Origin of the sequence: Enterococcus mundtii (assembly GCF_002947535.1) — a bacterium.
Lineage (GTDB): Bacteria > Bacillota > Bacilli > Lactobacillales > Enterococcaceae > Enterococcus_B > Enterococcus_B mundtii_B.
The window spans coordinates 43877-63434 of sequence record NZ_PUAP01000027.1 but is presented as its reverse complement, the minus strand read 5'-3'; the positions used below and the strand labels follow the sequence as shown (position 1 = coordinate 63434).

At 39.5% G+C, this 19558-nt stretch carries 12 protein-coding genes and 1 pseudogene; 4 read left to right on the top strand and 9 right to left on the bottom strand.

The window, feature by feature from the left end; all coding sequences use genetic code 11:
* Window positions 1-12: 12 nt before the first annotated feature.
* Together CUS89_RS08885 and queA are read right to left on the bottom strand one after the other, a co-directional pair.
* Window positions 13-2672, bottom strand: a pseudogene (locus CUS89_RS08885) (calcium-translocating P-type ATPase, PMCA-type).
* A gap of 569 nt (window positions 2673-3241) precedes the next feature.
* Complete coding sequence (gene queA / locus CUS89_RS08880) at window positions 3242-4273, bottom strand: tRNA preQ1(34) S-adenosylmethionine ribosyltransferase-isomerase QueA (protein ID WP_104871843.1); 1032 nt, start codon at window positions 4271-4273, stop codon at window positions 3242-3244.
* 261 nt (window positions 4274-4534) lie between these two features.
* On the opposite strand from queA, the gene CUS89_RS08875 reads away from it, so the two are divergent.
* Genes CUS89_RS08875 through CUS89_RS08860 form a run of 4 tightly spaced genes read left to right on the top strand, consistent with a single transcriptional unit; the run spans window position 4535 to window position 7931 of the window.
* Window positions 4535-5704 carry a betaine/proline/choline family ABC transporter ATP-binding protein gene (locus CUS89_RS08875; RefSeq protein WP_104871842.1) on the top strand — a complete coding sequence of 390 codons (1170 nt, stop codon included), beginning with the start codon at window positions 4535-4537 and terminating at the stop codon, window positions 5702-5704.
* Between the two features lie 3 nt (window positions 5705-5707).
* The gene (locus tag CUS89_RS08870) at window positions 5708-6349 is read left to right on the top strand and encodes an ABC transporter permease (protein WP_104871841.1); all 642 of its coding nucleotides are present in this window, start codon (window positions 5708-5710) and stop codon (window positions 6347-6349) included.
* A complete protein-coding gene (locus CUS89_RS08865; RefSeq protein WP_034689204.1) occupies window positions 6346-7263 on the top strand; it encodes an osmoprotectant ABC transporter substrate-binding protein in 918 nt (305 codons plus the stop codon). Before CUS89_RS08870 ends, CUS89_RS08865 begins: the two co-directional genes overlap by 4 nt.
* 5 nt (window positions 7264-7268) lie before the next feature.
* Window positions 7269-7931, top strand: a complete 663-nt coding sequence (locus CUS89_RS08860; protein WP_019722425.1) for an ABC transporter permease — start codon at window positions 7269-7271, stop codon at window positions 7929-7931.
* A gap of 229 nt (window positions 7932-8160) precedes the next feature.
* Here CUS89_RS08860 and CUS89_RS08855 read toward each other — a convergent pair whose 3' ends face one another.
* The 7 genes from CUS89_RS08855 to CUS89_RS08825 form a co-directional block, all read right to left on the bottom strand.
* Window positions 8161-9984: an APC family permease gene (locus CUS89_RS08855; RefSeq protein WP_104871840.1), complete on the bottom strand. Its 1824-nt coding sequence runs from the start codon at window positions 9982-9984 to the stop codon at window positions 8161-8163.
* Window positions 9985-10284: 300 nt separating this feature from the next.
* A complete protein-coding gene (locus tag CUS89_RS08850) occupies window positions 10285-13014 on the bottom strand; it encodes a YhgE/Pip domain-containing protein (RefSeq protein ID WP_104871839.1) in 2730 nt (909 codons plus the stop codon).
* Between the two features lie 654 nt (window positions 13015-13668).
* Window positions 13669-14031: a type II toxin-antitoxin system PemK/MazF family toxin gene (locus tag CUS89_RS08845; RefSeq protein ID WP_019722700.1), complete on the bottom strand. Its 363-nt coding sequence runs from the start codon at window positions 14029-14031 to the stop codon at window positions 13669-13671.
* 10 nt (window positions 14032-14041) lie between these two features.
* Complete coding sequence (gene alr / locus CUS89_RS08840) at window positions 14042-15160, bottom strand: alanine racemase (protein ID WP_104871838.1); 1119 nt, start codon at window positions 15158-15160, stop codon at window positions 14042-14044.
* A 15-nt stretch (window positions 15161-15175) separates the two neighbouring features.
* Window positions 15176-15526 (bottom strand): holo-ACP synthase, encoded by a 351-nt coding sequence (acpS, locus tag CUS89_RS08835; RefSeq protein ID WP_104871837.1) that lies wholly within the window; start codon window positions 15524-15526, stop codon window positions 15176-15178.
* Between the two features lie 708 nt (window positions 15527-16234).
* Complete coding sequence (cshA, locus tag CUS89_RS08830) at window positions 16235-17770, bottom strand: degradosome RNA helicase CshA (protein WP_181055342.1); 1536 nt, start codon at window positions 17768-17770, stop codon at window positions 16235-16237.
* Between the two features lie 316 nt (window positions 17771-18086).
* Entirely contained in the window at window positions 18087-19439 is a 1353-nt protein-coding gene (locus CUS89_RS08825; RefSeq protein ID WP_104871835.1) for a UDP-N-acetylmuramoyl-tripeptide--D-alanyl-D-alanine ligase, read from the bottom strand.
* Window positions 19440-19558: the final 119 nt, after the last annotated feature.

Sequence of the window (19558 nt, the reverse complement as noted above, 5' to 3'; positions counted from 1 at the left end):
GTGTTTATTTTTTTACATTTCAGACTCTGGTGCTTCTACTGCCTCTTCCTCATCTGGCAATTGGTGGAACTTGATCAATTCATTGACCGCAATCGGTACGATCGACAAGATTCCTACTAAGAACCAATGATTCAGACTGATATGAACTAAACCAAATAATTCTTGCGTGAATGGCAACAAAGCGACCGCTGACGTGATAAGAATGGAAAGGATCGCCATTTCGACTAACGATTTATTCGTTGCTAAGTTCACTTTGAAAATCGATTGACTACTACGAACATTAAAGACATGGATGATCGAAGAGTAAGCCAATACTAGAAAGGCTACTGTTTGTCCAACTTCTTGACTAGCATCGACCCAAGGGCTGATCGTATCAACGAAGCTTCCTAAGTAGTAACCAAACAAAGTAACTACCGTAAATATTCCCGCATTGATGGCAATTTTCTTCATTAGACCTCGAGCGAAAATCCCTTCATTTTTAGGAATTGGTGCTTCATTCATGATCCCTTCCTCTGCTGGTTCTCTTCCTAGAGCGAAACCAGGTAGTCCATCAGCGACAACGTTTACGAACAACAGTTGAACGGCTGTAAATGGTGCACCCCAACCAACTAACATCGCAATCAATACGATAAAAATCTCAGAGATATTACAACTTAATAAGAAGTTGATTGCTTTTCGAATATTTTGATAAACAGAACGTCCTTGGCTAACTGCATCAACGATCGTAGCGAAGTTGTCATCGGTCAAAATCATGTCAGCGGCACTTTGCGCCACATCTGTACCGGTGATCCCCATCGCACATCCAACGTCACTCGCTTTCAATGCTGGCGCATCGTTCACACCATCACCTGTCATTGCGACCACAGCACCTGTTCGTTGCCATGATTTGACGATTCGGATTTTATCTTCAGGGGTTACGCGAGCATAAACGGATAAATCTTTTACTCGATCATCTAATTCTTCATCAGATAAAGCACGGAGTTCCGCACCTGAAAGAGCTTCGTTACTATTGGTCAAAATCCCCAATTCTTTGGCAATCGCACTGGCAGTGACAACATGGTCCCCAGTGATCATCACTGTTTTGATACCAGCTTTTTTCGCACGCTTGATAGCACCTTTACTTTCAGGACGTGGCGGATCGATCATACCGATCAAGCCAATCAAACGTAAATCTTTTTCTAAAGCTTCTGAAGTGATTTCTTGTGGTTTTTCGTCATACGTTCGATAACCTACTGCAATCACACGTAAGGCACGTTTCCCAAAACGGTCGTTGACCACTTCTGCTTGTTCAACATCTCCAGACGTAAATTTTGGTGCTAAGACATCAAATGCGCCTTTTGTGATAGAGATATACTTATCACCCATTTTATGGACAGTCGTCATCATTTTTCGATCTGAGTCGAATGGGAGTTCGTCAACTCTTGGGTATTTTTCTTCTAATTCTTCTTTTGTATGATATTTTCCTCAACTGCACGTACGATTGCTGCTTCCGTTGGATTACCTTTGACGATCAATTCATCGTCCTCTTTTTCAACCGTCACATCTGTACATAATGCAGCCATTTTTAAAATTTCCATAGCGCTATTTGTCATTGAATCTTCGACATCTGTTACTTCATCTTCTTTACTCCACACACGACGGACGCGCATCCGATTTTGTGTCAGTGTACCGGTTTTATCCGAACAGATGACATTAGCAGTTCCGAGTGTTTCAACAGCTGGCAGCTGACGAATGATCGCATGTTTTTTCGCCATTTTCTGCACACCATAAGCAAGTGTCAACGTAACGATAACAGTGAGCGTTTCTGGTACTGCGGCAACAGCCAACGAAATCGAAGTCATGAACATTTCAAGCAACGGTTCACCTTGAAGTTCACCAATCAAAAAGACTAAGGCAGCAGCTGCTAATGCAATCACACTGATTCGCTTCCCTAATTGGTTCAAACGAACTTGTAATGGCGTTTTCTGCATTGTATGGTCATTTAATAATCCGGCGATTTTTCCCATTTCGGTCTGCATACCAATCGCTGTGACGATCGCTTTCCCACGACCAGCAGCAACAGTACAACCTTTGAAGACCATGTTCAATTGGTCACCGAGAGAGTCATCTTCTTGACTTATGTAACCTGCGTCTTTTTCGACAGCCTCACTTTCACCGGTTAGAGCTGATTCTTCTACACGTAATTGTGATGTTTCAACTAAGCGAGCATCCGCAGCAATTGCTGAGCCTGATTCTAATACCAGTACATCCCCAACGACTAGATTCTCAGCATCTACTTTTTCTACTTTGCCATCTCTGATGACCGTAGCGGTTTGTTTATTCATATCCTGTAGAGATTCTAATGCTTTTTCTGCATTTCCTTCTTGAACGATCGCTAGAACTGAATTGATGATAACGATCGCAATGATCAAGAGCCCTTCAAATAGGTCTCCGTGTTCCGTTGCAAATGCGGTGTAAAATGAGATGACTGCGGCAACTAATAAAATAATCGTGGTAAAATCTGAAAGACTTCGTATAAACTTTTTGAAGAGTGATTCTTTGGGGGCTTCTTCGAATTGATTTTTTCCTTGTTGTCGACTCCTTTCCTTTGCTTCAGTAGTCGACAATCCTTGATCTATATCTACTTTTGTTTCTTCTACTGTTTCTTCTATTGTTTTTTTGTAACTGTCCATCCTATACCTCCTTTAAAAATCATACGTTATGTATAACGTACTATTTTAGTATAACATCATTTTTTTAATTAATTCAACTATATCGCATATATATATGAAGAGAAATATTTTAAAATAATCAATACATATCAATTGCAAACGCTACCAAAACGTGGTATTATTTAACCATAAGGAAGGAGGAAAAGACAAATAGATAGAAGAATTTCTCGATAGAGTAGTATAAGCAAACAAAGTTGTTAGAAGTACAAGTTTCACCTTAACGAGCATGTGAAGTAACCATTATAAATAGTGAATGCGTATGACTGTTTGAAACGAAAATCGTTCAAAAAAAGAAGTAATGGGATACGTAACAATTAAATAACACGAACATCTGAAAATTGAATAGGAACAAGAGATGATTCAACTGTTGAAGATGTAAAGAAAACAAGATTTTTTGTTTATCAAGAAGAAATTCAACACCGTACTTTGCATGTTCTATGGAAAGTTACACTAATTCTATTTATTTGTTTCCTTCCGAAGCACAAAAGCCCCGACTAATCGAGAGTCGGGGTCTTTTTTATCTTAAAAAGTTACTTCACAAACATTGCATCTCCAAAACTGAAGAAACGGTAACGTTCATCAATGGCATGTTGATATGCTGATAATGTCAATTCTCTACCAGCAAACGCACTGACTAACATCACTAAAGTGGATTTTGGTAAGTGGAAATTCGTAGAAAAAGCTTCAACTACTTTGAACTCATACCCTGGCGTAATAAAGATATCGGTCCACCCACTATCTGCTTTGATCTCACCATCAAATTTCGTACCGATCGTTTCTAATGTGCGGATCGAAGTCGTACCTACTGCTACGATTTTCCCGCCATTTTGGCGAACTTGATTTAAGCGAGTAGCAGCTTCTTCGGTCAAACGATAAAATTCACTGTGCATTTCGTGCTCTTCGATTTTATCGACACTCACTGGACGGAAGGTTCCTAGACCGACATGGAGAGTCAAATAGACAAGCTCTACCCCTTTTGCTTTGATTTCCTTTAACAGTTCTGTTGTAAAATGCAAGCCAGCGGTTGGTGCAGCTGCTGAGCCATTCTCTTCTGCATAGACAGTCTGATAGCGATCTGGATCTTCTAACCGTTCTTTGATATAAGGAGGCAACGGCATTTCACCAAGTGCTTCTAGATTTTCTAAAAAAATCCCTTCATAAGCAAATTCAATGATTCGTCCACCATGATCTAGCTCTTCTTTCACAACTGCTTTTAGACGGCCGTCACCAAAAACGATCTCCGTTCCTACTTTGGCACGTTTGGCTGGTTTGATCAGTGTCTCCCACGTGTCACCTTCTGTATTGGTTAAAAGCAAGACTTCTAAATGGGCGCCAGTCTCAACTTTTTCACCATATAAACGCGCAGGCAATACGCGTGTATTATTCATCACTAACGCATCACCAGGGTTTAATTCCTCAATGATTTCATGGAAATGTTTGTCCATCATCTCACCTGTCTTACGGTCAACTATAAGTAATCGGGAATGATCCCGATCTTTTAATGGTGTTTGGGCAATCAGTTCTTCGGGTAACTCAAAATCAAAATCTTCTGTTGTTAACATATCGTCACTCACTTTCTCTGTTTGGCCCTTTTATTTTACCATTTTATGCGGACAATGCCAAAAAGCAAAAATCTTCTGTTTCCATTCACTTATAATTAGTTGCGTTATCTTTTCAGTTGTTTTTTATTTATAAATTCAAAAAATGCCTACTAATCTAGTTATTTGTATAGTAAATAAATCATCAAATTTGTATTCCTTAGTTATTTTAGGCATACTATTATAAGAACATTCTTTATGGAAAAGAAAAGAAGAGGTGCAAATATGATTGAATTTCAGAATGTATCAAAAATTTACAAAGGTGGAAAAATCGCGGTTGAGAACGTCAATATTTCTTTTGAAAAAGGCGAATTCATTTGTTTTATCGGTACCAGTGGTAGCGGAAAAACAACCACGATGCGGATGCTTAACCGCATGACAGACCCGACAGAAGGTCAGATTTTGATTGATGGAAAATCGATCCAAGAAATCAACCCCGTTGAACTCCGACGACAAATCGGCTATGTGATCCAAAGTATCGGTTTGATGCCCCACATGACGATCCGAGAAAATATCACTCTTGTGCAAAAATTATTGAAGGTCAGCCAAGAAGAACGGAACAAAACAGCTGAGAAAATGATCGATCTTGTGGAGCTTCCTCGTGAAATGCTTGATCGTTACCCACATGAGTTATCTGGTGGTCAACAGCAACGTATCGGTGTCGTTCGCGCGTTAGCAGCGAATCAAGACATCATTTTGATGGATGAACCTTTTGGCGCGTTAGACCCTATCACAAGAGATTCTTTACAAGATTTAGTCAAGGATCTGCAAGAACGTTTAGGAAAAACGATTGTCTTCGTAACACATGATATGGATGAAGCAATCAAATTATCCAGTCGCATTGCGATCATGAGCGAAGGCAGAGTCATTCAGTTTGATACGCCACAAAACATTTTACGCCACCCTGCCAATGAATTTGTCGAAGAATTGATTGGTGAAGATCGCTTGCTTCAAGCCAAACCAGATACGACAAAAGTAGGCGAAGTCATGCTGAACCAAGCCATCACGATCACGCCAGAAAAATCATTGCAAGAAGCCATCAAATTGATGCGTGAAAAACGCGTCGATACGCTTTTAGTGACTGATAATTCAAATACCTTAAAAGGATTTATCGATGTTGAAACAATCGATAAGAAACGTGGCAAAGTCTCGAGTGTTGGCGATATCTTGAACAAGGATGTTTTTTATGTAAAACAATCTGCTTATTTACGTGATACCCTACAACGAATCTTAAAACGTGGTTTAAAATATGTACCAGTAGTTGATGAACAAAATAAAGTCGTTGGTATTTTAACTCGAGCGTCTCTTGTCGACATCGTCTATGACGTGATCTGGGGCGAAGAATCATCGCTTACTGATGCAATTGGTACGCCATCTGAAACAAAGGAGGTTTAACCAATGGCCGAATTTTTTCAACAACATGGCGCTGAGATCCTCTCAAAAAGTCTCGAACATCTCTATATTTCAGCAATTGCATTGGTCATCGGGATTGCCTTTGCTGTTCCTTTAGGTGTTCTTTTGACGCGTTTTCCTAAAGTCGCAACGATTGTTATTGGTCTGACCAGTGCGTTACAAACGGTGCCTTCTCTTGCCCTATTAGCACTTATGATTCCTTTATTCGGAGTTGGTAAACTTCCTGCAATCATTGCCCTATTCATCTATTCCCTTTTGCCTATTTTAAGAAACACCTATATTGGGATGAAAAATGTGGATTGGAATTACCGCGATGTCGCAAAAGGCATGGGTATGACAAATATCCAATCGATTTTTTCTGTCGAGTTGCCGATCGCTATGCCGACGATCATGGCTGGGATCCGGTTAGCAGCAGTCTATGTGATCGCATGGGCAACCCTTGCCTCTTATATCGGTGCTGGCGGGTTAGGCGATTTGATTTTTAGCGGTTTGAATAATTATCAACCCGATTTGATTTTCGCTGGAACGATCCCTGTAACGATCTTAGCATTGCTTGCAGATTTCTTATTAGGACTATTAGAGAATCGGTTAACTCCGATCGCATTGAGGGAGGAGAATGACGAATGAAACGAATCAGAAATAGTGTCGTTCTCGTATTGACCGTCTTATTACTTGCAAGTTGCTCCTTCCCAGGATTGGCAAGTAATACCGATGAAGATACGATTTCTATCACCGGTGGGATCACTTCTGAAGCTCAGATCATCGCCAGTATCGTGGCTGGGATGATCGAACATTATACAGAAAAAAATACGACGATCATCAATAACTTAGCAACGACCACGATCAATCATCAAGCGATGATGAACGGCGATGCGTCTATTTCTGCCGCTCGCTATACAGGGACAGATTTGACTACTACCCTTAATTTACCGCCTGAGAAAGATCCTGAAAAAGCATTTGACATCGTAAAACGTGAGTTTGAAAAACGGTATGATCAAACATGGTTCCCTTCTTATGGGTTTGAGAATACCTACGTTTTTCTTGTCCGTAAAGATACTGCGGAAAAATACAATTTAAAGAAAGTCAGTGACTTGAAAAATGTCGCCGACGAACTTGTTGCTGGTGTGGATACTTCCTGGATCAATCGTAAAGGAGATGGCTATGACGGCTTCAAAGAAACGTATGGCTTTTCATTTGATTCCATCTTACCTATGCAGATCGGTCTAGTTTATGACGCTGTAGAAGCCGGGAGAATGGATATCGTTTTAGGGTATTCGACAGACGGTCGTATTGCTAGTTATGATCTAGTCATGCTAGAAGATGACTTGAGTTTTTTCCCACCTTATGACGCTGCACCAGTTGTAGATAATCAATTATTAAAGGATACGCCCGGTTTAGCAGAAGCATTAACAAAATTAAGCAATACGATCAGCACTGAAAAAATGCAACAATTGAACTATGAAGCAGACAATAATTTGGTTGAGCCTTCTGTCGTCGCAGAGCGCTTTTTAAAAGAAAACCAATACTTTGGAGGGGAGTGACGATAATGGAAAACATGAATTGGCTTGAACAATTTATTTATTATTTTCAAGAGAATGGTACGTATGTCTTTTCACAGTTCCTACGTCACTTTCTCATTTCGATCTATGGTGTACTTTTTGCAGCAATCGTCGGTATCCCCGTTGGTATTCTCATTTCACGAAAACGTAAGTTAGCCAATTGGGTGATCCGCTTTGCAAACATCATCCAAACGATTCCTTCTTTAGCGATGATTTCGATTTTGATGATTGGTTTAGGTTTAGGGGTCAATGTCGTGATCGTCACGGTGTTCTTGTATTCGCTATTGCCGATCATCAAGAACACGTACACTGGGATGATCCAAGTCGACAAAAATATCCTTGATGTCGGTAAAGGGATGGGGATGACAGCCAGCCAACGACTCTTCATGGTGGAACTACCACTTTCTGTGTCAGTCATTATGGCAGGTATCAGAAATGCTTTGGTCGTTGCCATCGGGATCACCGCCATCGGTGCTTTCGTCGGAGCTGGCGGGTTAGGAGATATCATCATTCGTGGGACCAATGCCACAGATGGTACGTCGATCATCTTAGCCGGAGCCTTACCAACAGCCTTTATGGCAATCATCACCGACTGGGTCTTAGGGATCATCGAACGCCGTTTAGACCCTGCAGCAAAGCATTCAAGATGACGAACATAGAGAATTCATATTGAACCCAATGGATTTCTATTTTTAAATAGTTGAAAACACCGCCAGTTCAAGAGATAAACTCTCGATTTGGTGGTGTTTTTTTATTTGAGATTCAGATAGATAGTCATTGTAAAATTGAATACCCAACCCATTTCACATAACTATAAAAAAACCTTAGAACACCAAAGTGCTGTTCTAAGGTTAAAAGTTGTTACTCACTATCATGTGCTTATTTTTTCAAATGATAACTATACGTACTTACAACGATATTTTCACGCCAAGAAAGGCGTAAACGCAATCTCAGACTCGTCTGATTATGCAAAATATTCTGCCATCTGCGGTTTGGGACAAATTGTGGAATCAATACGGTCGTCGTATAATTTTGTTTTGCAGCATTTTTGCTGACAATGTCCACATAACGCAAAATCGGATTTTGGATCGACCGATAAGAAGAATGGACGATTGAAAGACGAACATCTGGAAAATGCTTTTTAAATTCTGCTTGGATCTCTTTTTCCTTTTCGATATCCTCATCTAATGAAACGTGCATAGCGACAACATAATCACCGATCGAACGCGCATAATTCAACGCTCCGGTATTTACCCGCGTGACGTTCCCTACAAGTACCAAAACCGTATTTCCTTCATACTCGTGTAAATTCACTTCATCTTCTAAGCGAAGTTGTTCTGCTACTTTTTTATAATGATCATGAATTTTATAGAAGACGAACATAACGATTGGCATGATGATGAAGAACGGCCAAATATCTCCTAAGCGGTAAACAAATAAGATTGCGATGATGGCATAAGAGATAAATGCACCCGTAATATTCGCAATTGATTTCGTCCACCACTTTTTGCCTTCTTTTTTCCATTTGATGACCATTCCTGTTTGCGATAATGCAAATGGAATGAATACACCGATCGAATACAAAGGAATCAATCGTTCTGTCGAACCTTGGAAAATAAATAATAGAACAATCGAACCTAGCGCAAGCGTGATGATGCCGTTTGAGTAGCCTAACCGATCGCCACGATCTTGGTACATATGAGGCATGAATTTATCTTTTGCTAAGTTATAAGCTAATACTGGAAAGGCAGAAAACCCTGTATTTGCTGCCACCGCCAAAATCAAGGCTGTCGCAAATTGCAAGATATAATACAAGATCCCATGTCCAAAAACAGCTTGTCCGATTTGGGAAAGAACAGTTACTTCTTTTTCAGGAACGATCCCATACCAATAGTTGATAAACGTGATCCCTACAAAAAAGAACCCTAAGATCACTGCCATCATCGTCAAGGTCATGGCTGCGTTTTTTGCCCGTGGTTTCTTGAAGAACGGTACCGCGTTACTGATCGCCTCTACACCAGTCAATGAAGAAGAACCAGAAGAAAAGGCGCGTAAAATCAATGCGACAGAAACCCCAGGAACGACTGCACCAGGAAGCGCTGTTGCTTGTAGTGGTACTGCCCCAGTCACGATATTGAACAAACCAACAATGATCAATAAGGTGATGACGAGAATGAATGTATAGACTGGAAACAGTAAAAACGAAGCTGATTCTCTCAGTCCACGCAAGTTCAACATCATCAACAAGAGGACGATAGTCACCGAAATCGCTACTTGATGTCCATATAGAGCGGGTATAGCAGAAGTGATTGCTTCTGCACCAGCTGAAACGGAAACCGCAACAGTCAGCATGTAATCGATCAATAAAGACCCACCCGAAATCAGTCCAGCATTTTTACCGAGGTTCTCACTACTAACAACGTAAGCCCCACCCCCGTGTGGATAAGCGTGAATGATCTGCCGATAAGAAAGAGTTAATGAAATCAATAAAATAATAACAAATGCAGCAATTGGCAATGAATACCAGATCGCAGCAGCAGACAACGCAACTAATACCACAACGATTTGTTCTGTTCCGTACGCAATCGATGACAACGCATCGGAAGATAGTAGTGCTAACGCGGCGAACCTTGTTAATTTATGCTCGTCGTTTTCCGCCGATTTCAACGGCTTCCCTACTAACAACCTTTTTAAGTAATCCAATTTCTATGCTCCTTTACACACCTTTTCCCCTACGAATTACAGGTGTCATTTTTTATAGTAAACAAGATGTTATAGTACGCCCTTGACCTTTAAATGTCAACAAAATTCGGGAAAAATATTGATAGAAAATCCCCATCTTTTTTTAATTTATTTTTTGAGCATTTTCCATAAATCAACCCTTCACTTTCTTTTGTATAGAGGAAAGACGAGCTTAGGAAAATAACGTTATCCTAAACTCGTCTTCGTCTAAAAACTGAGTCATAAAATCTTTACGAGAAACGAATGGATGATGCCAAGTTTCTAGTGGAAGATTCGACTTTCATGCGCAGCTTCTTTGAATTTCTTCATTTTTTCACTAACAAATGGATAGGATACTGTACCAATGATCCCTACGACAATGAATATGCCGACTAAAATCAAAATCGCATGTGTCGCATTTGGCCAGTAGATACCACCGGCTGATTCACGTAAAAGGTTGACTGCATGAGTAAATGGCAAGAAAGGATTGATCATTTGGAAAAATTTCCCTGAAACTTGAATTGGGTAGTTCCCACCACCACCAGATATGGACAAGACAAGAATAATGATGGCTATCCCTTTGCCGACATTGTCAAACAGTGCTGCTAAAACATAGACGATCATCATAAATGACAAAGCAATCAAAATAGCAAATAGTACACTATAGACTGGATTCACTACGTACACACCTAGCAAGAACATATTCCCTAAAGTCACGATCAAGCTTTGGGCGATCGCCATCGTCAAGAAGGTCAACATGCGGGCGCCAAACTGTTCCCGTTTTGTATAGTTTTTACGCGCTTTTTTATCTAAATAATAATCTGTTGTCGCAACACTTGAAAGTAAGACCGCACCTACCCACAAACATAGTGCAGTGTAGAACGGTGTACTTGCTGATCCATTATTAGGGATTGGATACAACGAATTAGTTTGCAGTTCCACAGGCATCGTAAAGAAATCACTTTCCTTTGTCGCATCTAATTTCAAGAGTTTGATGACTTCACCTAGATCAACCTCTTCTTCTCCTTTACGGATCGCATCTGCGGCTTTTTGGATACCAGCTTTGATGTTTGGCCAGTCGTTCGTGATCAAGTCTGCTGCAGCATTCACCGCTGTTTCGACTTCCGGCATTTTATCGTTGACGGTGGTCATTGTGCTATTGATTTCATTTTTGATCGTTGGCCAATCATTTTGGATAAAATCAGCAGCTAAACCAAGTTTTTCTTCTAATACAGGTAAATCGTTGTTGTATAGGTCAGCTCCCTTGTTGATCCCATTCACGATCGTTTCCATATTATCATTTAGCATCGTATTCGCATCGTGGATTTCTTGACCGATCGCAGGCATTTCTTTCTGATATTTCTCTAAGATCGCCACCGCATTCGTCACGGTTGCTTTGGTTGAATTTAATAGCGAATCAAAGTCGATTTGATCTGCTTTACTCAATGCACCTTGCGCCGTACTGATCGTATCGATCACTTGAGTCAAGATCGATTCAACGGTGGTGCTGACTTCATTTACGTCTATTTTACCGATAGTATCATTAACATTTTTTGCAGCTGCTGTTATACTTGTTAATTCGTCAGACACTAATTTTTCAATTTCTTCTACACTAGCTGATTGAATGATACTCTTAAGATTTGGCAGACGTGAGTTAATTGTATTTAAATTTGCACTGATATTGTTTAATAGATTGATAATATCCGTTAAATTCTCTCCGCCATTTTCTTTTTGTAAATTTGTTAAAAATTCTATTAGACTATTTATTGCTGTTTGCTGACTACTAATACTAGAGGATATGTTGTCAACTAACTTCACTAGGTTTTCTCGTTCTTCATCTGTTAACTTATTATCTTCTACAGCTGTTTTTAGGGCAGAATTGATTGCCTCAGCTAAACTAGCTGTATTTGTCGCTACTTGCCCAATCGAATCTAACGTCGTCTTCACGCTGGTCGTGATACCTGGTACTGCTTCTTTTAATTGTTCAGCGCCAGTTTTGGTATCCGCTGCAAGATTCTTCGCTTGTGATTCTAAATTTTTCACATCAGGCAAGATGTCTTGGACTTGTTGGATGATGGTCAATCCTTGTTTTGCTTCCTCGATTCCTTGATTCATCGTTTCTTCGATTGATGAAAAATCGTTGTCGATTTCAGCAATTTGTCGTCCGGCATCTTGGATCTCTGGAATTTTTTGTTGAAGGTCAAGAATGATTTTGGCTTGTTCCTTCAACTCTGGCATTTTATCGTTTAATTCAACGACTTTTTGTCCCATCTCATCTACTTCTGGGAGGTAATCAACAAATTCATTTGCTTTCGCTAATTTATCTTTGATATCTGGTAATTGTTTTTGTAGGTCAAGTACTTGTTGGGTATAGCCATCGATCGTATCCAAGTTTTCATCTGTTGATAGAATCATTGATTTTACTTTATTGATACTTACAAGGTTGGTATCGATATCGTACCCAATTTCATTAAAGACTTTTAGTAAAGTTTCGCTCGCCGTCCGTATAAATTCACTGGAGATTTGTGATTGGATCGTAGATGCACCTTTATCTGTGATTTTTGGTGCAATGGCATTGATTTTTTGATTGACTGTATATTCAATTTCCGGCTTTTTGATATCTCCACTCATAAAGCTTAATAGATCCTCCGAGAAATTCTCTGGCAAATAGATACCAGCATAGTATTCCCCAGACCGTACACCGTCTTCTAATTCTTTTTTAGAGTCAACGAATTGCCAACCTAAATCCTTATTCTCATGTAAAGATTTCAGTACTTCTTTTCCGATAGCGACTTCTTGTCCTTCAAACTCAGCCGGCTTGTCTGCACTATAAACAGCAATCGGCAATTCCCCTGTATTGCCATAAGGGTCCCATAAAGCTTTGATATTGAACCAAGCATATAATGAAGGAATGATCATAATTGCGATGATCAAAAGAGTCGCAACAGGATTTTTAAAAATTCGTTTCCAATCGAGTAAATATAAGTTTATTGTATTTTTTATTGATTTCATATTCATCACCTTTTTTTGTTTCAGCTGCATCACTTTATCATGAAAACCATACGATTTTCAATCCTATTTTCAATCCAACAACTGATTTTTTGACAGTTAAATCAAACTGTCCGAATATTGTCATCTCTTGCTTAACAAATACTTAATCTTCCCTTATCCACTATTCCACTATCAAATTTAGCGTTCTGACAAAATTCTCATGTATATTCAAATAGAATTGTTATAAAAAGCTTACCATAGTTTCTAAAAAAATTGTCTAAATTGGGTACTCATAAAAAGATATTCTTATTTTGAATAAGAATATCTCGTTATTGTATCCTCAAAATCTTCCGATAAAACTGGAAAATACGTTAAAACCGAAAAACCATACAAAAAAAGGCAGGATAGCCGGAGGTTGGGACAGAAGTGCTTAACCTCGAGAAATAAGGCACCATCCACGAAAATTATTTTTCAAATTTTTGTGAATGGCGCCTTATTTTTCGAAGAGGTTACTTCTGTTCCCGCCGTTTATTCGGTTTTAGATGGTGCGAAAGGACGAATGTCCCAGACACGTTGAAGTTCCTCTTTTTTGTTGTTGCCAAGCGCTGAATCGCGCAATGATTGACTAAACACACGGTGCTATTTTTTTATGTATAAACGTGCTGTTTTTGTCTTTTATTTTGAAACTGGGACAAGCGCTTCGATACCAACACTGATTTTCAATGCACGATCGACATCTAACATGATCGATCGTTCTAAATGACAGACTTTTTCTTTTAATCTAGATTTATCAATCGTTCTGATTTGTTCAAGTAAAATGACTGAGTCTCTTTCGATCCCTGTTCCGGTCGCTTTGATTCCTATATGTGTGGGCAATTTAGGTTTTGCCATTTTCGCAGTGATTGCTGCTACGATGACCGTTGGACTGAAATGATTACCTAAATTGTTCTGAATCACTAAGACCGGTCTTGTCCCACCTTGTTCTGATCCTACCACCGGAGAAAGATCAGCAAAATAAATATCTCCTCTTTTTACCATACGCCTCTCCTCACTCTTGATATTCTCTAGGTATACGGGGCCCTAGCACACATGCGACTTCGTAATGGATCGTACCCAATTGATCTGCTACATCTTGCATGGTGATTTTAGCCTGTTGATTTTTTCCGATCAACGTAACTTTGGTTCCTACTGGCATTTGATAGGGTAGACGGATCATTAATTGATCCATACATACACGACCAATGATCTCACAATAATTACCCTCTACTAATAATGAGAAACCTTGCATTTTTCGTAACCAACCATCTGCGTAGCCGATTGGTACAGTTCCGATCCATTCTGAAGCTGAAGTCGTATAGGTTTTTCCATATCCTACGCCTTCTCCTGCTGACAACTCTTTCACTTGGATCAACTCAGATACAAGTTCAAGTGCTGGTTGTAGGGGATACACTTCCGCTAACGCGTGACCAGATGGATTCAAGCCATACATTGCTACCCCATAGCGGATCATATTGCCTATAGCTTTTTCGTGCCATAATGCAGTGGCACTATTACTGCTATGGACATATCTTGGTAAAGTGGGTAGGCTTTCGATGATCTCACTGAATTTTTGGTTCTGTTTTTCCCAATAAGTCGTATCTGCTTGATCTGCTGTAGAAAAATGAGTGTAGATCCCTTCCCATTCTAAATTCGGACTATCTTGGATGATTGCGACTGCCTCATTCACTTCTGCACTATTGAGAAAGCCGATTCTTCCCATTCCGGTATCGACTTTCAAATGCAATTTCAATAAATAGTCTAAATGCCGTTCTGCCATATAAGCAGCCGAAGCTTCCAACCATTCTTTTGTTCCCGCAGTAATGGATAGATCGTGGATGACCGCAAGTGTCAATGTGTCGATCGGGACCATATTCAATACAAGAATAGGTTGTGTGAAACCAGCCTCTCTCAGCTCGATTCCCTCATCTAAAGTAGCTACGCAAAAACCAGAAGCGCCACCTTTTTTTGCAGCATCTGCTGTTTCGATTGCTCCATGACCATAACCATCTGCTTTTACAACAGCAAACAATTCTTTCCCATTTAATCGAGCAACTTCATTGGCTACATTTTCTGTAATTGCCTGTTTATGTACAATTGCTTTTGTCGGACGATGCCAAGCAATAACCATTGTTCTTCCTTCTTTCTAGTCTTCTAAAATAATCTGTGCAAAAGCTAACTCATCTGTATGTGTGATGCTGACCCAGACTGCTCCTTCATGTGGAGATTTCGTTACAATTGGTTGTCCTGATTCATTTTTTAAAATTTCGATCTCTTGAAAGGTAACTTTACCGATTCCTGTTCCCCAAGCCTTTGAAAAAGCTTCTTTACATGCATAACGACCGCCTAAAAACTCAACTTGGCGATGAAATGGCAGCAAATGAAACATTTCGATTTCACTTGGTGTCAGTACGCGATCAATAAAGTTTTGCTTTTCTTTAATGATCTTAGCAATCCTCGACAGTTCAACTGCATCAATCCCAATCCCTTTTATCATACACGATTCTCTTTTCAAAAAATTTTAGAACACTCTAATTCTACCAAATTTTAGACAATTTACCACCAATAAGTCTAGAAATAACAAAAATGAAAGTTGTTTCTTAGTGAAAACACCTATCTCCATTTTCTCTAATAAAAAGCCATTGAGAATTGATTGATAAAAATCTCTGATACTTAAAAAACAGCTCCAGTCACTTCGCTTCTTTTTTTACGAACGTTTTTCAAAAAAATAAGTCTTGCAATTCGAAAAACAGCTGATATATAAATCATTTTTCGTCTTGATTGTTTGTAAAACCATTTTATTGGTATTTATTCTAATTTACCATGAATTACGAATAAAAAAAGAAATGATTTTTACTTAATAAACAAAAAAAACAATAATTTGTCGCTATCCTCTTAAAAAATCAAATATTTTATTTTTTTAAATAACATTTTTATTGAAGTTATCTAAATTGATCGTTAAAGTGAGCAATTAAGTTCAATTTATATTTTATACTCTTAGATTTCCTGTTACTAGTAGATTTATGTACGATGATCTCTACTTCTTGATGTAATCAAAAGAGAGGATGTTTGTTTTTTTATTATCTGGGAATTCCAAATAAGCAATACAAAATAATCCCGCAAGGTCCAAAAATTAGGCAAGCTATTTTCGGATCTTACGGGATTATTTGGATGGTCTTTCTAAGTCAACCACCTTACATGGTGATTAGTCGTTGTTCGTACGGATCACGAAACCACGTTTTTTGTCGTTTGTGCGTTTTCCACCATTGTCTTTTTGCTTGTTATGGTTTTTGCTGTAGCTACCGCTACCTTTTGAATTTTTGTTGCCACGGTAGTTGCCGTTGTCACGACGATTTCGGCTACTTCCGCCACCATTTCCGCCACCACGTTTACCATTTTTGTTGTAGCCTTTTTTCTGCATTGGTAATGGACGTTCTGGTGTGATTTTTACTGGTGTCGCATCTGATGGATCTTTGGCTGTTGTTTTCAATAATAAAGCGACTAAATCTTGAGCAGAATATTCTTCCAATAATTTATCTGCAGTTTGCAGATATTTATCTAAGCCATTCTCTTCAAGTTTTTCTTCGATTTGTTCAATAGCAGCGCCTAGTTGTCCTTTGAATGCTTCTTTTTCAGTTGGTGGACGTAAAGTTGTCATACGTTTTTTCGTTAAGTTTTCAATAACATGTAAGTAACCCATTTCGTTTGGTGTAACGAAAGTCACTGACATACCACCTTTACCTGCACGGCCTGTACGACCGATACGGTGAACATAGCTTTCTGGGTCTTGTGGAATATCATAGTTGTATACATGAGTAACTCCTGAGATATCTAAACCACGTGCAGCTACGTCTGTAGCAACTAAAATATCTAAATGACCACTCTTGAATGAACGTAACACGCTCATACGTTTTTGTTGGGAAAGATCGCCATGGATACCTTCTGCACGATAGCCACGAGCTTCTAAGCCACGAGCTAATTCATCTACACGACGTTTTGTACGGCCGAAGACGATCGTTAATTCTGGTGATTGTACATCGAGCAAGCGAGTCATCACATCGAATTTTTCGTATTCTTTTGCACGTACATAGTATTGATCGATCAAATCAGCAGTCATTTCTTTGGTTTTGATTTTCACGTGAGTTGGATCTTTCATGAATTTCACACCGATGTTTTTGATTGCTGGTGGCATTGTTGCTGAGAACAATAGTGTTTGACGTTGATCTGGCACTTTAGAGATAATACTTTCGATATCTTCTAAGAAGCCCATGTTCAACATTTCGTCTGCTTCATCCAATACTAATGTTTCAACAGTTCCAAGTTTCAATGTGTGACGGTTGATATGGTCTAACATACGACCTGGTGTACCAACGACGATATGTGGACGGTCTTTCAATCCACGGATTTGACGACCGATATCGGCGCCACCATAGACAGCTTGGACACGGACACGTTTGTCACGTCCTAAACGATAAAGTTCTTCTTGTGTTTGGATCGCTAATTCACGTGTTGGTGCAATAACCAATCCTTGTAATTCTTGACGATTTGCATCGATTTTCTCTAACATCGGTAAGCCAAACGCAGCAGTTTTACCTGTTCCTGTTTGTGCTTGTCCAATCACATCTTTACCTTGTAAAGCAAGTGGGATCGTTTCTGATTGGATCGGTGTCGCTTCTTCAAATCCTGCACGTTCTACTGATTTTAATAATTCTGGTGATAATTCTAGTTCTTTAAATTTCAAATGAATCCTCCTATATGGTTGTTAACTGAGGATGTAGCTATAGTTTGCTACCCCGTCTTTTGTTCGGTCAAAGTGTCTGTTGCTTTTTTGACAGTGGCCACGCACGTTTCCCATCCATTCTTAGCCCCTGTGGCACCACCGAAAAATCACTTTGCGAAGTTTAGGCATTAGAAAAGCCAAACGGGTCGCGTTCAGCTTTATCATTGTTATGACATCTGGCTTTCGCATTTCATCATCAAGCCAGTCCAATTTCTCTTCATCTTTCGGCAATAGGTTATTCTAGCATAATTTATTGTTTTCTGCAAGTTTACAGTTCTTATTTCATTTCTTGTAGTCGTTCTACCACTTCGATCAAGCCCATACTATTACTACCTTTTAATATAATCGTGTCATCTGGCTGGATTTCAGCAATGACTGCTTCAATCAATTGTTCTTTATTTTCTTCGCTATAATACACCGGCAAATCAGGGTATTTCTGAGACAATGTATCTTTTAATGCCTTCATTTCTTTTCCATACAAAAAGATCATCGAGAAGACGTCTGAAGAAATATGTTCACTCATTGAAGCATGCATGTTGGATGAGTCTGCTCCTAGTTCCAACATATCTGCTAAAACGGCAAGTTTCCGTCCTGTTACTGGAAGATTTGCTACAGTATCCAAAACTAATCCCATGGCTGTAGGATTTGCATTATAAACATCACTTAAGATCGCTGCTCCATTTCCAGCAGTCAGCCATTCTGTGCGGTTTTGTGTCACTGAGACAGTTGCTAGACCTCGTCGGATCTCCGACAGAGATAACTCGAAAAACTGCCCGATCGCATAAGCAATCAGTGCATTCGTTACATTATACTTACCAGGTAAAGGGATCGTGAATGATTCGCCTTCAACGACAAATGTGGTTTGTTGCTTTTCTTCGATGATTTGTTGTGCCGAAATATCGCCTTCTTCGATTCCAAACGTCTTGATTTTCTGAGTCAAAGGAGCAATAAGCGGTTCTAACAATGGTTCATTGTTCGGTATGAGCAATAATCCGTCTGGTAGCAACCCGTCTGCAATCTCCATTTTAGCTTTGGCGATGCCTTCTCGTGACCCAAGATTCTCAATGTGAGCCTCACCGATCATCGTGATCGCTGCAACTTTTGGTTGTGCCAACGACGATAGCTCTGTAATTTCATTGGCATGATCCATTCCCATTTCTAAAACGATTTTTTCAGTATCTTGAGGCATATGCAAGATCGTATAAGGCATACCAATATTATTATTGTAATTCCCTTGTGTTTTATAGGTTTTATATCCTTGTGCTAAGACAGAAGCTGTTAGATCCTTTGTGGTCGTCTTCCCATTACTACCGGTAACAGCCACAACATCCGCCCCAACCTTTTTCAAATAATAGCGCGCCAATTCCTGCATCGCTTTTAAAGGGTCAGAAACTGGTATGATCACGATTCCTTCAGGTGCCTTTTCGGCTTCCCAACTCCAAAAAGAAGCACCTGCCCCATTTGCGATAGCTTGTTCAATAAACTCGTGTCCATCTCTTGCGCCAGCTAAAGGAACGAATAAGTCGCCTTCTTTGATTTTGCGGCTATCAAATTCTACTCCTGTGATTGTTTGGGTTGACTCATGCTGACTGCCAACTGCTTGAGCAATTTCTTGTATTGTTATGTTCATCCATTCTCTGTCCTTTCGTTTTAGACAAGTAGTCCTATAGGAATAGGAACAAAAAAGGTGGGGAAAATCGCCAATACTGATAGCGTCGAACAGTAAATATCTTTCGCTTTCAATCAGTA

What these genes read in the sequence shown, in the direction of transcription:
- queA (WP_104871843.1), bottom strand. Translation starts at nt 4,273, where the DNA reads ATGTTAACAACAGAAGATTTTGATTTTGAGTTACCCGAAGAACTGATT.
- CUS89_RS08875 (WP_104871842.1), top strand. Translation starts at nt 4,535, where the DNA reads ATGATTGAATTTCAGAATGTATCAAAAATTTACAAAGGTGGAAAAATC.
- CUS89_RS08870 (WP_104871841.1), top strand. Translation starts at nt 5,708, where the DNA reads ATGGCCGAATTTTTTCAACAACATGGCGCTGAGATCCTCTCAAAAAGT.
- CUS89_RS08865 (WP_034689204.1), top strand. Translation starts at nt 6,346, where the DNA reads ATGAAACGAATCAGAAATAGTGTCGTTCTCGTATTGACCGTCTTATTA.
- CUS89_RS08860 (WP_019722425.1), top strand. Translation starts at nt 7,269, where the DNA reads ATGGAAAACATGAATTGGCTTGAACAATTTATTTATTATTTTCAAGAG.
- CUS89_RS08850 (WP_104871839.1), bottom strand. Translation starts at nt 13,014, where the DNA reads ATGAAATCAATAAAAAATACAATAAACTTATATTTACTCGATTGGAAA.
- CUS89_RS08845 (WP_019722700.1), bottom strand. Translation starts at nt 14,031, where the DNA reads ATGGTAAAAAGAGGAGATATTTATTTTGCTGATCTTTCTCCGGTGGTA.
- alr (WP_104871838.1), bottom strand. Translation starts at nt 15,160, where the DNA reads ATGGTTATTGCTTGGCATCGTCCGACAAAAGCAATTGTACATAAACAG.
- acpS (WP_104871837.1), bottom strand. Translation starts at nt 15,526, where the DNA reads ATGATAAAAGGGATTGGGATTGATGCAGTTGAACTGTCGAGGATTGCT.
- CUS89_RS08825 (WP_104871835.1), bottom strand. Translation starts at nt 19,439, where the DNA reads ATGAACATAACAATACAAGAAATTGCTCAAGCAGTTGGCAGTCAGCAT.